Annotated in this window: 16 protein-coding genes and 1 pseudogene; 10 read left to right on the top strand and 7 right to left on the bottom strand. The window is 65.7% G+C overall.

The window, feature by feature from the left end:
* The first annotated feature begins 104 nt into the window (after positions 1 to 104).
* From VHK65_04065 to VHK65_04090, 6 genes are all read left to right on the top strand, one after another.
* Positions 105 to 722, top strand: a complete 618-nt coding sequence (locus tag VHK65_04065) for a TetR/AcrR family transcriptional regulator (protein HVS05326.1) — start codon at positions 105 to 107, stop codon at positions 720 to 722.
* Positions 723 to 795: 73 nt separating this feature from the next.
* Complete coding sequence (locus tag VHK65_04070; GenBank protein HVS05327.1) at positions 796 to 1,590, top strand: ABC transporter ATP-binding protein; 795 nt, start codon at positions 796 to 798, stop codon at positions 1,588 to 1,590.
* Positions 1,583 to 2,290 (top strand): ABC transporter ATP-binding protein, encoded by a 708-nt coding sequence (locus tag VHK65_04075; protein ID HVS05328.1) that lies wholly within the window; start codon positions 1,583 to 1,585, stop codon positions 2,288 to 2,290. The genes VHK65_04070 and VHK65_04075 overlap by 8 nt, the downstream gene beginning before the upstream one ends.
* A 3-nt stretch (positions 2,291 to 2,293) precedes the next feature.
* Positions 2,294 to 3,172, top strand: coding sequence for a branched-chain amino acid ABC transporter permease (locus VHK65_04080; protein ID HVS05329.1), 879 nt, complete (start codon positions 2,294 to 2,296; stop codon positions 3,170 to 3,172).
* Positions 3,173 to 3,203: 31 nt separating this feature from the next.
* Positions 3,204 to 4,262, top strand: a complete 1,059-nt coding sequence (locus tag VHK65_04085; GenBank protein HVS05330.1) for a branched-chain amino acid ABC transporter permease — start codon at positions 3,204 to 3,206, stop codon at positions 4,260 to 4,262.
* 50 nt (positions 4,263 to 4,312) lie between these two features.
* Entirely contained in the window at positions 4,313 to 5,623 is a 1,311-nt protein-coding gene (locus VHK65_04090; protein HVS05331.1) for an ABC transporter substrate-binding protein, read from the top strand.
* 47 nt (positions 5,624 to 5,670) lie between these two features.
* Here the strand turns inward: VHK65_04090 and VHK65_04095 are convergent, their stop codons facing one another.
* The 4 genes from VHK65_04095 to VHK65_04110 are packed head-to-tail and all read right to left on the bottom strand — an operon-like array spanning position 5,671 to position 9,113.
* Positions 5,671 to 6,438: an SDR family oxidoreductase gene (locus VHK65_04095; protein HVS05332.1), complete on the bottom strand. Its 768-nt coding sequence runs from the start codon at positions 6,436 to 6,438 to the stop codon at positions 5,671 to 5,673.
* Between the two features lie 2 nt (positions 6,439 to 6,440).
* The gene (locus VHK65_04100) at positions 6,441 to 7,340 is read right to left on the bottom strand and encodes a phosphotransferase (GenBank protein HVS05333.1); all 900 of its coding nucleotides are present in this window, start codon (positions 7,338 to 7,340) and stop codon (positions 6,441 to 6,443) included.
* Positions 7,337 to 7,924, bottom strand: coding sequence for a histidine phosphatase family protein (locus tag VHK65_04105; protein ID HVS05334.1), 588 nt, complete (start codon positions 7,922 to 7,924; stop codon positions 7,337 to 7,339). Before VHK65_04105 ends, VHK65_04100 begins: the two co-directional genes overlap by 4 nt.
* Positions 7,911 to 9,113 carry an acyl-CoA dehydrogenase family protein gene (locus VHK65_04110; GenBank protein HVS05335.1) on the bottom strand — a complete coding sequence of 401 codons (1,203 nt, stop codon included), beginning with the start codon at positions 9,111 to 9,113 and terminating at the stop codon, positions 7,911 to 7,913. The genes VHK65_04105 and VHK65_04110 overlap by 14 nt, the downstream gene beginning before the upstream one ends.
* 21 nt (positions 9,114 to 9,134) lie before the next feature.
* On the opposite strand from VHK65_04110, the gene VHK65_04115 reads away from it, so the two are divergent.
* Genes VHK65_04115 through VHK65_04130 form a run of 4 tightly spaced genes read left to right on the top strand, consistent with a single transcriptional unit; the run spans position 9,135 to position 12,328 of the window.
* Positions 9,135 to 9,890 carry an SDR family oxidoreductase gene (locus tag VHK65_04115; protein ID HVS05336.1) on the top strand — a complete coding sequence of 252 codons (756 nt, stop codon included), beginning with the start codon at positions 9,135 to 9,137 and terminating at the stop codon, positions 9,888 to 9,890.
* 7 nt (positions 9,891 to 9,897) lie between these two features.
* Positions 9,898 to 10,977 carry a zinc-binding dehydrogenase gene (locus VHK65_04120; protein HVS05337.1) on the top strand — a complete coding sequence of 360 codons (1,080 nt, stop codon included), beginning with the start codon at positions 9,898 to 9,900 and terminating at the stop codon, positions 10,975 to 10,977.
* Positions 10,974 to 11,945 (top strand): prolyl aminopeptidase, encoded by a 972-nt coding sequence (pip, locus tag VHK65_04125; GenBank protein HVS05338.1) that lies wholly within the window; start codon positions 10,974 to 10,976, stop codon positions 11,943 to 11,945. Before VHK65_04120 ends, pip begins: the two co-directional genes overlap by 4 nt.
* On the top strand, positions 11,942 to 12,328 hold the full coding sequence (locus tag VHK65_04130; protein ID HVS05339.1) for a hypothetical protein: 387 nt from the start codon (positions 11,942 to 11,944) through the stop codon (positions 12,326 to 12,328). Before pip ends, VHK65_04130 begins: the two co-directional genes overlap by 4 nt.
* A gap of 20 nt (positions 12,329 to 12,348) precedes the next feature.
* Here the strand turns inward: VHK65_04130 and VHK65_04135 are convergent.
* From VHK65_04135 to VHK65_04145, 3 genes and pseudogenes are all read right to left on the bottom strand, one after another.
* Positions 12,349 to 12,489: pseudogene (locus VHK65_04135) on the bottom strand (phosphatase PAP2 family protein).
* A gap of 65 nt (positions 12,490 to 12,554) precedes the next feature.
* The gene (gene tssD, locus VHK65_04140; GenBank protein HVS05340.1) at positions 12,555 to 13,169 is read right to left on the bottom strand and encodes a type VI secretion system tube protein TssD; all 615 of its coding nucleotides are present in this window, start codon (positions 13,167 to 13,169) and stop codon (positions 12,555 to 12,557) included.
* Positions 13,170 to 13,261: 92 nt separating this feature from the next.
* Positions 13,262 to 13,981 carry a Tim44-like domain-containing protein gene (locus VHK65_04145; protein HVS05341.1) on the bottom strand — a complete coding sequence of 240 codons (720 nt, stop codon included), beginning with the start codon at positions 13,979 to 13,981 and terminating at the stop codon, positions 13,262 to 13,264.
* Between the last annotated feature and the right edge of the window lie 18 nt (positions 13,982 to 13,999).

The following is a 13,999-nucleotide window of genomic DNA, read 5'->3' on the forward strand; positions in this document are numbered from 1 at the left end:
AATGTCTCCCCGCTCTTTCACGCCGGAGCGGGGCCCCTACTCCCTAACGATCGTTCGATCGACAATATGAACTGGCCAGTATGATGCTGTCAAGGGAAGGGGCGATGAGGAACGTCGACCGGGCAACGCTGGGTGGCACTCTACGGATCGACCAGGTCCTCGAATCCGCCACGCGGCTCTTTACCGAGAAGGGGTACGAGGCCGCCAGCGTGCGCGATCTCGCGGCCGAGTTGGAGATCCGGCCGTCTTCGCTCTATCATCATTTCCCCGGAAAGCAGCACATCCTCTTCGCGATCTGTATGCGAATGCAGACGGACTTCAACGCCGAGGTGATGCCCGAGCTGGTCGCCAACCGGCCGCCTGAGGAGGCGATCGCGTCCGCCGTTCGCCGGCATGTTCTCTTCGGGCACCGGCGGAAAGGAGAGGTTGTGGTCAACATCCGCGAGCGCCGCAGCCTGCCGGCGAACCAACTCGCCCAGGTCAACGGCCTGCGCCGCGAGTACCGGAATACGATGGCCCTCGTGATCGACGCCGGTTGCGCGCAGGGCGTCTTTCGGGTAGAGGATTCCAAGCTCGCCGCGATGGCGATCGTCGACATGATCAACGGCTTGCCTCACTGGTACAAACCGCGCGACGAACAGGATCTCGAGCGGGTGGCGGACCTCTACGCGCGCGCCGCGCTGGCGTTGCTCCGAGGCTGGGAGACCAACCGCACGAGCTGAGCCGCGGCGTCTTGACTTGACCCTTCGTCGGTGCATACTGTCTGATCGAACGTTCGTTAGGGAGAAGAAAAGGGTGGGAGAGCTTTCGCGGCCAACCCTCGAGGTTGCAGACCTGACCGTCCGCTTTGGGGGGATCCTGGCGCTGGATCAGGTCTCCCTTCGTATCGATGCGGGTGAAGTTGTCGCGATCATCGGACCCAACGGCGCCGGCAAGACGACGCTCTTCAACGCCGTCTGCGGATTCCTGCGTCCCGATTCTGGCAGGATCAATTACCGTGGCGAGGCGCTGCTCGGCACGGCACCCCATCGCCTGGCCCGGTTGGGCATTGCCCGCACGCTTCAGGGGCTTGGGCTCTGGCCCGGGCTTTCGGTCCAGGAGAATGTCGTGGCCGGGTCGAATCTGCGTCCGAGCCTGCTGGCGTCGCTGCTCGCCCTGCCGAGCTCGGATCGGATCGAGGCCGAGCTCGCCTCGAAGGCCCACGAAATCCTCGATCGGCTCGGCATCGCCGGCTACGCGAGCGCCTACCCGGCAACGCTTTCCTACGGCGTACAGAAACGGGTCATCATCGCTCGGGCCCTCATGGCGGAGCCGTCGCTGCTGCTGTTGGACGAGCCCGTCAGCGGCCTATCTGCTCAGGACATCGACGATCTCGCCCAGCTGATCACGCAGCTTCGCAACCGCATGTGCGTCGCCGTCGTCGAGCACCACCTGGATTTCGTGATGGCGATCTCTGACCGCATCGTCGTGCTCAACGTGGGCCGCGTGATCGCGTCAGGCACACCGAAGGAGATCCGGGGCAATCCGCAGGTGGCGACGGCCTATCTCGGCGAGGATGTCCCCACGCCGGAGGCATCGCCTGGTGCTTGAGGTCATCGACCTCACCGTCGCCTACGGTCCGGTGGTCGCGCTGCACGGTGTTTCCCTCGCGGTAGCCGACGGGTCGATGACGGCGGTCCTCGGTGCCAACGGCGCCGGCAAGACGACCCTAGTTCGGACGATCTCCGGCCTGACGCGGCCGCGGAGCGGGTCGGTCCGCCTCGACGGTCGCGATATCACGCGCCTCGCCCCCGATGAGATCGCGCGCCTCGGGGTCGCGCATGTGCCCCAGGGTCAGGGCGTCCTCGCCGAGCTGACGGTGGACGAGAACCTCCGGCTCGGGGGTCTCTGGCGGCGGGATCCACCGGACCAGCGAAAGGCGCTGGCCGAGGCCTACGACCTCTTCCCCCCGCTGGCCAGCCGGCGGCACCTGGCGGCCTTCAGCCTTTCGGGGGGCGAACGGCAGATGCTGTCGGTCGGTCGGGCGCTGGTCGCGCGCGCCCGGGTGCTCCTCCTCGATGAGCCGTCGCTCGGGCTCGCCCGGCTCGTGCTCGTCCAGATCATGGCTCGCATCAGGGCGCTGGTCACGGAGCGCGGACTGACCGTGCTCCTGATCGAACAGAACGCAAAGAGTGCCTTGTCAGTGGCCGACGAAGGCATCGTGCTTCACCTGGGGAAGGTGGTGGCTCGGGGCCGAGCCCACCAGCTCCTGAGCGAGGAGGGACTTCGCCATGCCTACCTGGGTTTTTGAGTCGTGAGCCGGTTTATCGTCCTGACCCTGACGGGCCTGACCCAGGGCGCGATCTACGCCGCCATGGCGCTCGCCCTGGTGATGATCTGGCGTGCCACGAAGGTCATCAACTTCGCCCAGGGCGCGATGGCGATGTTCACCACCTACCTCGCGCTCTTCGCCGTCGATCGCGGTGCCCCCTATTGGGTGGCGTTCGCGGTTGCCCTGATGAGCGGGTTGCTGCTCGGCGCGGTCACCGAGCGCGTCATCGTTCGCCCCGTCGAGTCGGCGCCTCCTCTCAACGTGGTCATCCTGACGCTGGGGCTGCTGCTCTTCCTCGAGGCCCTCGCTCCCATGCTCTTCGGTGGCCAGATCAAGTCCTTCCCTCCCGCCTTCTCGATTGTCGGCCTGCATGTCGGAAACTCGCAGGTCGCCTTCTCTCCGTTCGATGCCTTCACGCTGGGCGCAGTCCTTAGCGTCATGGTCCTTCTTTTTGTGCTCTTCCAAAGGACCAACCTGGGCCTGCGGATGCGCGCCTCGGCCTTCAATCCCGAAGTCTCGGGCCTTCTCGGTATCCGGGTCGGACGAATGCTCACCCTGGGGTGGGCGCTCGCGTCGCTGGTCGGGGCGCTTGCCGGCGTCTTGATTGCGCCCTCGCTCCTGCTCTATCCCAACTTCATGGACGATGTCCTGGTCTTCGGTTTCACCGGGGCGGTGATCGGCGGACTCGATAGCGCGGTGGGCGCCGTCGTCGGCGGGTTGCTGATGGGATTTGCCCTCAGTTATGTTGGTGGCTATTTTGGCTCCGACCTCGAAACCGTGGGGGCCCTGGTCATCCTCATCGCGGTGCTGATGGTGAGGCCGCGCGGCCTCTTCGCCGTGCAGCGGCTTCGGCAGGTCTGAGATGGTGGCCGTCCGTTCGCGCGTGGATCGCATGGTCAGCCCAACCCTGAGTCGACACCTGCTGATCGCGCTGGGAGCGGCCGTCGTACTGCTGCTGCTCAGCGCGCAGATTGGAGCCTACGCCGACTACAACCTGACCGCGGTCGCCATCTTCGCGGTCGCGGCTGCCGGCCTCACGCTGCTGACGGGGCTGAACGGGCAGCTGTCGCTGGGTCACGGCGCGTTGATGGCTGTCGGCGCGTACACCGCCTCATTGCTGCTGAAGGATCATCGCCAGTTTCCCGTCATCGTGGTCCTGCTGATCGCGGTACTGAGCACCGGGCTCATCGGCATCGTGTTCGGGTATGCCGCGGCCCGCCTGCGTGGTCCCTACCTCGCGGGTGCGACGCTCACGCTCGCGGTCGCGCTGCCTCAGGTGGCGACCCGCTACAAGAGCATCTTCGGCGGCGATACTGGCCTGACCGTGCCGCCATCCGCACCCCCCGATTGGCTGGGCGCCGACTTTCCGGCTGAGCGCTGGCTCGCATGGATCGCTTTCGCCGCCGCGCTGATGACAATGCTGCTGCTGGCCAACCTGCTCCGCACCGCTCCCGGCCGTGCCTTCAAGGCGGTACGCGACAATGAAGCGGCCGCGGCCCTCGCCGGCATCGATGTCGCTCGCACGCAGGTGCTCGCCTTCGTGATCAGCGCGGCGTGTGCGGGCCTGGCGGGCGCGCTCTTCGCGTACTGGTCCGGGATCACGTCGCCGGCCGGATTCAGCCTCAGCCTTTCCTTGCAACTGATCACCGCCATCGTCATCGGCGGGTTGGGCAGCCTGGCCGGTGCCGTCTGGGGCTCCGTCGTGCTGGTCTACCTTCCGTGGCTCACCAGTGGCATGGCGAGCACGCTGAAACTTCCGAGCTCCGTCGCCGACAATCTGCCGCTCGCGATTTACGGCGGCATCCTTGTGATCGCCATGCTTGTGGCTCCCCATGGCATCCAGGGTGCCCTACAGCGGATTCTCGCAATCGGCCGGGCTCGCTGGGGACACTCCCCGGGGGGTGGGCAAAAGGGGGTGGTGGATTGGGACGATCCCGCACCAGGTACCTAGTCGCCGAGACCCCGCACCCCGTATAAAGGAAGGAGGTTCGATTGAAAAGTGTGATGGGCGGCAACGCGCTGCGGATTAGAGGGATGGCGATCGTCTGTGTCGCGGGATTGCTCGCGGCCTGCGGCAGTTCAACCAGCTCCGACAACGGCACGAATACCGCGTCCGCGCCGGGCATCACCGCGACCACGATTACGATCGGGAGCACGCAACCGCTGACCGGTCGGGCAGCGCCGGGCTATTCGGAGATCTCGGCCGCCTCGAGCGCGTACTTTCAGGTCCTGAATGCCCACGGCGGAATCTTTGGGCGCACGATCACCTACACGTACTACGACGACGGCTACAATCCGACGAACACCGCCAGCCTCACCCGCAAGCTGATCCTGGAGGACAAGGTCTTCGCCCTGTTCAGCGCCCTGGGAACGCCGACGCATCAGGCGGTCGTCGATTACATCAACACCCAGAAAGTGCCTGATCTGTTCGTCTCCAGCGGCTGCAACTGCTGGAACGACGTCGCGAATCACCCCTACACCTTCGGCTGGCAGCCAGACTACACCATCGAGGGCAAGATCCTCGGCCAGTACATCCAGCAGAGTCTCGGCGGCAAGAAGGTCGGGTATTTCTTCCAGAACGACGAGTTCGGCCTCGACGGCGTCAAAGGTCTCGATGCGCAGCTCGGCGCGTCGTCAGTCCCTGACGCGAACCGCCAGTACTATGTCCCGACCAACACGAACGTCAAGCCACAGATCGCCGCCCTGCAGGCGTCCGGCGCGCAGGTCGTCGTCTCCTTTTCGATTCCGGCCTTCACCGCGCTGGCAATGCTGGCCGCGGCCGGGGCAGGCTATCATCCGATCTGGGTCGTGAGCAATGTCGGCTCCGACATCACCACCCTGACCGGCCTGCTGAAGTCCTTCTCCAAGGGCGCGGCCGGGGGACAATTGCTCGCCGGCATGGTCACCGACACCTACCTCCCGCTGCCGGGCGACAGCTCGAATCCATGGATCAGCCTGTTCAAGAAGATCCACGACGATCACATCGCGAGTCTGCCCTGGGATGGCAACGTCCTCTACGGCATGGCGCAGGCGTACACACTCGCGCAGGCCCTCAAGGCGGCAGGCCGCAATCCGACCCGCGCCAGCTTGGTGAAGTCTCTCGAGACGAACCAGCTGAGTGGCGGGCCGGGTCTCGCGCCGCTCGGATTCTCGTCCACCAACCACCTCGGCTTCCTGGGGGTGCAGCTCGTCACCATCGCGGCGGACGGGACGGAAACGACGACCGGTCCCGTCAACACGTCCTCGGACTCAGGCCCGATCAGCCCGTACAGTGGATCGGCATCGAGGCCTCCGGCAAACGGGATTCCGTAAGACCCAGCAGGTCCGCAGAAAGGGCCGCCGGCGTGATCCGGCGGCCCTTACTCCTCCAGGATTCGACCGCGCAGGCGACGCATGCCCCGTAACCAGCGGTCGTAGTCGGAGGCTTTGCGCTGCAAGAACTCGCCGACTTCCGCATGGGGAAGGATGAGAAACCGCTCGTCGTGCACGCCCTCGGCGACGGCCTGGGCAACCTCATCGGGGTCGAGCGCGCCGGCTGTCAGGAAGTTGCGCTCGCCCTCTTGCGCCAGCATCGCGGTCCGCACCCCCTGGGGACAGAGCGCGGAGACTCGGATCCCCCGCTCGTGGTAGGCGATCGCCAACCATTCGAAGAAGGAGAGTCCGGCGGCTTTCGTCACGGCGTAGGGCGCCGCCAGGACGTGGTTGAGCAGCGCCGCGGCCGAGATGGTGCCCACGATGTAACCTTCGCCTCGCTCGAGCATCCCAGGGAGCAGGGCGCGCGCGGCGTAGACGTGGGCCATGACATGCACGTCCCAACTCTGCCGCCAGGCCTGGTCGGAAGCCTCGGGCCCACCGCCAAAAGCGATGCCGGCGTTGGAGCAATAGATATCGATCCGGCCGTGCGCCGTCACGGTTCCGCGAACCAGATCCACAACGTCGGACTCCACCGTGACATCGGCGGGCACGGCCGTGCCGCCGATCTCCGCCGCCACCATCTCCGCGGCGTCGCGGTCGACGTCGGACACGACCACCTGGCTCGCCCCATCCGCCGCAAAGCGCCGGCAGAGCGCGCTACCGATGCCGCCGCCGCCTCCGGTCACGACCACGACGCGACCTCGAATGTCCACGGCTACCCGAGCACGCCGACGCCCTGATCGATGAATCCGATGATCGTGTCGGTTCGCTGTTCGTAACTTGGGTCGGGCCGCTTGCCGCGGCGATGCAGCATCAGGTTGTAGCCGAAGATCGCTGCGTACTTGTAATAGGTCAACGCCAGGTACCAGCGGTAGTCGTCCGGGTCGGCGCCGTACATCTCGCGGACGCTATCGGCCGCGACGTGCGAGAGGCTGATGCAACAGAGATCGAGGAGAGGCTGGCCGAGCTGGGCGATCTCCCAGTCGACCACGGCCGCCACGCGTCCGCGGTCGAAGAGCATGTTGCCGAAGTGGTAATCGCCGTGGACGAGAACCGGCGGTTCGGGACGGGGTTGCCGCTCGAGCAGCAGCTGGGCGAGCCGCGGTGCCTGCCCGGTGAGCTCCGAAGGGGCCCGCTCCATGAGCCACGTCCAGCGCGCGACCTCTCCCTCGAGCGGCATCGGGTCTTCACCGCCGATACCGGTCTTCTCACAGGGCACCGCCTGGAAGCGGCGCAGCACCTCCACCGCCGATGATGCCAGCTGGAGCGGATTGCTCCCGGCGTCGATCGCCTGCTCGACGCGGTCGCCATTGATCGCCTCCATCAGGACGAATGGCCTTCCGTCGACCACCGGGTCCGTTGAGGTTGCCACGATGGTGGGGACGGGCAGCCCCTGCCCGTGCAGCGCCGCCATGATCCTCGTCTGGCGCGGGATGTCCGCCGGGCCGGCGATGCGCGCACCCGGCGGAGGAAGGCGCAGGACCGCGCGACGTCCCTCGAGCTCGACCCAGTAGGTGAAGCCGGAGTGACCCTCGGGGATGGGTCGAACCTCGCGCACCGGCTCCTTGATCTGGGCGGCAAGGTCTCCGCGAATGCGTTCTTCGGCTTCGGTCATGACGCCGCTTCCAGGTGGGCGGTGTCGCACAGCGACCCTGCCACCCGACGGTCTCCCTTGACGCGGATCACGCTCACGCTCGTGAAATCGGGGAAGAGCCGCAGGGTGCCAGGAGTGAGCCGGAGGACGTCGCAGAGGTAGTTCAGGATCGCGATCCCGTGCGAGACCATCAGGACCCGCCCTCCGGGGTGCGCGGCCACGGCCGCGTCGACGGCGCTTCGCATCCGCTCGATCAGGGCATCAGGACTTTCCTGGAGCTCGACCTTGCCGTTGGGGTAGCTGGCACGGGCCTCCGTCAACCTCGGATCGGTCTCGACCCGGTCGCCCAGCGCTGACGCAGTCTGCAACGCGCGCCGAAGTGGACTGGAGTAGACGGCGTCGACATTGACCGATTTCAGGCGTTGGGCCAACCGTTCCACTTGCTGTCGGCCCAGCGGGCTCAGCGGTGGATCCGAGACCACCTCGTCCTGGTCGTAGACGTCCCCGTGCCGTACGAGCCAGACCTCCGTGACGCCTTCGACCCCGATCAAGTACGCCTGCTGGAGCGAACGTATCGCTCCGACGACGTCGTCAGTACTTGCCAAGCTCGAGCCGGCCGAGCTGGTTGAGATGAACCTCGTCCGGCCCGTCAGCGATCCGGACCGTGCGCGCGTAAGCATACGCATGGGCCAGCGGAAAGTCGTCGGAAACGCCGGCCGCGCCATGCGCCTGGATCGCCCAATCGAGAACCGTGCAGAGCATGTTCGGAGCCGCCACTTTGATCATCGCGATCTCGGTCCGCGCCGCCTTGTTGCCGGCGATGTCCATCTTGTACGCCGCATTCAGGGTCAGCAGGCGGGCCTGGTCGACCAAGATGCGCGACTGCCCGATTCGCTCCAGCCACACCGACTGCTGGGCAAGGGGCTTGCCAAAGGCCACCCGGCTCATCACCCGTTTGCACATGAGCTTTAGGGCCACTTCCGCCAGCCCGATCAGTCGCATGCAGTGGTGAATTCGGCCGGGGCCCAGGCGCGCCTGGGCGATCTCGAAGCCGCGTCCTTCGCCAAGCAGGACGCTGGAAGCCGGCACCCGGACGTTGACAAAGTCGACCTCAGCGTGCCCGTGGGGGGCGTCATCGAAACCGAACACGGGTAACGATCGCAAGATCTTGATACCGGGCGTGTCGCGCGGCACGAGGACCATCGATTGCTGCCGATGACGATCCGGATTCTCCGGGTCCGTCTTCCCCATGAAGATGAAGAGCTGGCAGCGTGGGTCCATACCGCCCGATGTCCACCATTTCCGGCCATTGATCACGAGATCGTCACCCTCGCGAATGATGCGGCTCTTGATGTTGGTGGCATCTGAGGACGCGACATCAGGCTCCGTCATCGCGAAACCGGAGCGAATCTCTCCATTCAGAAGCGGACGCAGCCATCGATCCTTCTGTTCGGGAGTGCCGAAGCGGTCGAGGATCTCCATGTTCCCGGTGTCAGGCGCCGAGCAGTTGAAGACCTCCGAGGCCCATGGGACGCGGCCCATGATTTCGCAGAGCGGTGCGTACTCGAGGTTAGTGAGCCCCGCACCGAGGTCGGACTCGGGAAGGAAGAGGTTCCACAGCCCCGCCGACCGTGCTTTCGGCTTCAGCTCCTCGACGATGGGGGGCGGTCGCCAGCGATCTTCGGTCGTCACCTGGGCTGCGTAGGCTTTCTCGTTTGGATAGATGAATTCGGCCATGAAGTCGTCGAGTTTTTTCTGCAGCGCTTTGACCAGCGGCGAGTGGTCGAAGTCCATCTCAACGGATAGTATCTGGCAATGCCGGATTTCGACCTCACCGATCGCGTAGCGATCGTGACGGGCGGAAGCCGTGGCATTGGCGAAGCGACCGCCGCTGCGCTGGCGGAGCAGGGCGCCAGGGTCGTCACTTCCAGCAGGAAACTCGAGGGCCTCCAGGCGGCCGCGGATCGGATCAATGCGCGCCATGCCGGAGCGGTCACGCCGATCGTCGCTCATGTGGGCCGGGCTGAGGATTCGGAGCGGCTGGTCAGCCAGGTCATGGCGCGCTTCGGGCGGATCGACATCCTGGTGAACAACGCCGGGACCAATCCGCACTTCGGCCCGATCCTCGACGTCGAGCTCAGCGCCTGGGATAAGACGTTCGAGGTCAACCTCCGGGGCCCGTTGGTGCTCACCAAATTGGTCGTCGACGCGTGGATGCGGGCGCACGGAGGCGCCATCGTCAACGTGGCCAGCATCGCCGGGCTGCGGCCCGAGTTTGGGCTCGGCCCGTATGGGGTGACCAAGGCGGCGCTCATCATGTTGAGCCGGCAGCTTGCCACCGAGCTCGGGCCTCACGGCATCCGCGTCAACGCCGTTGCCCCCAGCATCGTTAAGACGGAATTCGCCGCTGCCCTCTGGGGAAACGAGGAGATCGCCCGGCGTGCTCTCGAGCGCAATCCGCTCGGCCGGTTCGCGACCGCCGACGAAGTGGCCGCCACCATCGCGTTCCTGGTCTCGGACGCGGCGTCCTATATCAACGGTGAGGTGCTTCCGATCGATGGCGGCGAATGACGCAGCCGTGACGCGCGCAGCCGTCCTGAGGTCGGTCGGTTCGCCGTTGGCAATCGAAGAGATCGATCTTCCCGCGCCGGCGGAGGGCGAGGTGCATCTGCGCCTGGTGGCCGCCGGTGTCTGCCACTCCGACCTCTCGCTCGCCAACGGCACCCTTGACCAGCCGGTTCCCGCCGTCCTCGGCCACGAGGGCGCGGGCACCGTCGTTGCGGTTGGACCCCGGGTCACCAATGTGCGTCCGGGCGACCACGTGCTGTTGAACTGGTCGCCGTCGTGCGGAAGCTGCTGGTTCTGCCGACATGGCGAACCCTATCTCTGTGATCAGACGGCCAAAGCCTGGCAGCGGCGCTACGCACGGCTGGCGGACGGGACCCCGCTCTATGCCGGGCTGGGGACCGCGACCTTTGGCGAAGAGACGGTTGTTCCCAGCGCCGCGGTGCTCCGTTTGCCGCCCACCGTCAACCTCGAAGGGGCTGCGCTCCTAGGCTGTGCGATGCTCACCGGGATCGGTGCCGTTATCAACTCGGCCCACGTCCAAACAGGGGAGTCGGTCGTGGTCTTCGGTACCGGAGGGGTGGGCCTGTCGGTTCTCCAGGGCGCCCGCCTCGTCGGTGCGGAGGTTGCGATCGGGGTTGACATTGACGCGGATAAAGAAGGGCTCGCCCGGACAAACGGGGCGACGGACTTTCTCCTCGCCGACGATCAGGTTGTACGACGCATTCGCGAACGCACCGGTGGCCGAGGCGCCGACCATGCGTTCGAGTGTGTCGGCAGCGCGACCACGATCCGCCGGGCGTGGTCGTCCACACGCCGGGGCGGCCGGACGACGGTTGTCGGGATTGGCGGAAAAGATGAGACGGTCGAATTCCATCCGCAGGAGTTCTTTTACTCGGCCCGGGTCCTCTGCGGTTGTGTCTTCGGTTCGACGGACATCGGCCGTGATCTGCCGCGCCTCCTCGACCACGTCCAGGCCGGTCGGATCCGCCCGGACGATTTGGTGACCAATCGCATCGGTTTGGAGGACGCTCCAGAAGCCCTTGCCCAGATGAGCGCGCGTAAGGGCGCCCGTTCCCTGATCATTTATTGAATCCCACCGCCATCGAGCCGTACGACCACGGCCTCTTGGACGTCGGCGAGGGCAACGACGTCTACTGGGAGGCGTGCGGCAACCCGCAGGGTAAGCCGGCGGTCGTGTTGCACGGTGGTCCGGGCTCGGGGTGCTCGCCCTGGTGGCGTCAGTTCTTCGATCCGGGCGCCTACCGCCTGGTGCTGTTCGATCAGCGCAACTGTGGCCGGAGCACGCCGCATGCCAGCGAGCCGGACACGGACCTCGCGGCAAACAACACCGCCAACTTGATCGCCGACATCGAACGTCTGCGTGAACACCTCAACGTCGAGCGCTGGTTGGTCTTCGGCGGGTCATGGGGCAGCACGCTGGCGCTCGCCTACGCCGAAACCTATCCGCAGCGGGTTACGGAGATCATTTTGTTCGGTATCACTACGGGACGGCACGCGGAGTTCGACTGGGTGTTCCGCGGTGGCATGGCTCGCCTGTTTCCCGAGCAATGGGAGCGTTTGCGAATGTCCGTGCCGGTCGGGCAACGCAACGGCGATATCGTCGAGGCCTACCATCGGATGCTGAACGATCCAGACCTCCTGGTGCGCCGTCGGGCCGCAGAAGCGTGGTGCCTGTGGGAGTCGGCGACACCGGTGTGGCCTCCGACGACCGAAATGGCGAAGAGATTCGCCGATCCCGCGTACGCGATGGCGTTCGCGCGCATCGTGACGCACTACGTCCGCCACAACGCCTGGCTCGAGGACGGGGTCCTACTCCGCGGCGCGGCCGCGCTCGCGGGCACTCCCGGGGTCCTCGTCAATGGCCGCTTTGACTTTCAATCCACCATCAGCAACGCGTGGGAGCTCCACCGGGTATGGCCCCGCGCCGAGCTGGTCATCGTTGACGACGCCGGCCATGCCCCCAACGCGAACCTCAATCGCGAACTGATGCGGGCCACCAGCCGGCTTCTCGAGTCCGGCAAAATGAGGATTACGTGACAAAGGTCGAGATCCAGGATGACCGCTTGATTGCCCGGATCCAGGGCTTGGACCAAGTGCTGGCCTTCAAGAGTGAGCTGAGCATTCCGCTTGCGCATGTGCAGGGCGCCGCGGTGAGCCCGCCCGAGGTGCGTCGCCGATGGCGCAATCCGTTGCGCATCCGTGTGCCGGGGAGCGACATGCCCTACGTCGTGATGGCCGGGAGCTTCGTCTTCCTCGACGGAGAGCACGCCTTCTGGGACGTGCACGATCCCGATCGAACCGTTGTCATCGAGCTTGACCACGAGAAATTCGCCAAGCTGGTGCTCGAGGTGGAGGACCCACAGGCCACGGCGGCCGCGATCAATGCTGCGGTCGCCGGCCTTCGAGGAGCAGGGACATAACGATCACGAGCGACAGCCAGTGCAAGCCCAAGCGCATAGCCGCCGAGAACGTCGGTGAGCCAGTGGACACCGAGGTAGAGGCGTGACGCTCCAAGCAGGAAGCCGAAAGCGGCAGCGCTGAGGAGCGCGGCGACCGACCAGGTCACGAGTCTTCCAACCACGTCGCGACCATTGTCGAAAAAAGAGGAGCCCCGGGATGGGGCTCCTCTCGAGAACGCCGTACGGCTTAGACAACAGCAGCCCAGTCGTCCATGAAGATCGTTTTCCCGATCTTGTCTTCGACTGTGATCCTTCGGAAGGTGAACGACAGGTCCTCGGTGAGCATGTCGTTAGCGAGCCGCTGCCTGACCTCCGCTACGCTCGCGTCCGTCAGCGTAACCACGAAGTGGACGCGTTGCACGCCTCTGTTGTCAGTGTCCCAGAACTCCATCGTCACCTTGGTGAGTTGCTCGTTGGTAGCCGCGGCCTCGAGGAATTGCGGCATCGACGGCCCCCATTCCTTGGTGATGACAACCGGCTTGTGCTGCCGCTTGCCGGATGCCTGCCCCGTGGCAAGATCACGGGGCGAGACCAGGCCATAGTCGAAGGCCGAGGCCAGCATCTGGTCCAGGTGCGCCTTCGATGTCAGGCCATCCCCTTTGAACGTCCCCTGCTTCTTCCCGACCACCTTGACATAGAGCGTGACGTGGGCCGGCGCCGCCGCGGCATTGATCGTCCGCTGTCCGGAGAGAAAGCGGAAGCCCCCGTTCTGCCACGCGGTGAAGAGAAGCGCGGCGGCCAAGAGCAACCCGATCACGAGTGTGCGTTTGCGAACGAACGTCAGCGGCTGGTACGACGTCAACTGCGACCTCCTGTGGATAACTGCAGGCGCTGAGGGCGCCTTTCGACCGTGCAGTATGCGACAGACCAGGCCGCTCTGCGCGTCGGTTTCGATTAGGCCGCGCGTTCGAGGTGGACCGCGACGTGGTTCATCGCGTCGACCCGCCACCCGGCAGCCGGCGAACCGGACCTGGGGCGGATCAGCGTCCAGTCTTCGACCCATTCGAGGATGCGGCGCCCCCGAATCACCTTGCCGGTGCCAGGAGGGCAGAGCATGCGCATCCGAACGTTGATCCGGTGGATGGCCGGATCGCTGCGCACCGCGACGATCGATTCGGCCTTCACCGTTACGGTCTGCGCGAAGGCGCGCCAGCCGTCACCAACCGGCCGCGCCAGCTGAGCCTGCTGGAGATCCCAGCTGTCGTCGGTCATGACGCACCGACAATCCGCCTGGTCGCGATTCGCCCAGGCAGCTACGACCAGGCCGCCGATCCGCTCGACCTCGACCAGGAACGATGGCGTCGAGAACGCCGGATCGACGGCGCGAATCGCATCGACCCCGGCATCGACCGGGTAGGCGATCGACGGTTCCGGGCGGCGCTTCTGTGGGCCAGGACCACCGTGTTGAAGCCAATCGACCAAGACCTCGAGGCCCATCCTCAGTACGGCTGGGATATCGCCCATGAACCGCCAGAGCACGAAACCGAGGCCGAGGCACACGAGGGCAAACGGGATGAGCAGCGGCCGCAGCAGCGCGTAGGTCAGCCCATTCGGCATGCTCGGCAGCAGACCCGTCGAGTCGCCCGGGACCATGTGCCTTATGACGAGCGGCAACAGCCTTTATTTCTAGCG

This window comes from Candidatus Dormiibacterota bacterium (genome assembly GCA_035544955.1).
Taxonomy (GTDB): Bacteria; Chloroflexota; Dormibacteria; order CF-121; family CF-121; genus CF-13.

Coding starts and splice junctions, on each gene's coding strand:
- VHK65_04115 (HVS05336.1), top strand. CDS start 9,135: ATGCCGGATTTCGACCTCACCGATCGCGTAGCGATCGTGACGGGCGGA.
- VHK65_04085 (HVS05330.1), top strand. CDS start 3,204: ATGGTCAGCCCAACCCTGAGTCGACACCTGCTGATCGCGCTGGGAGCG.
- VHK65_04110 (HVS05335.1), bottom strand. CDS start 9,113: ATGGACTTCGACCACTCGCCGCTGGTCAAAGCGCTGCAGAAAAAACTC.
- VHK65_04065 (HVS05326.1), top strand. CDS start 105: ATGAGGAACGTCGACCGGGCAACGCTGGGTGGCACTCTACGGATCGAC.
- VHK65_04100 (HVS05333.1), bottom strand. CDS start 7,340: ATGACCGAAGCCGAAGAACGCATTCGCGGAGACCTTGCCGCCCAGATC.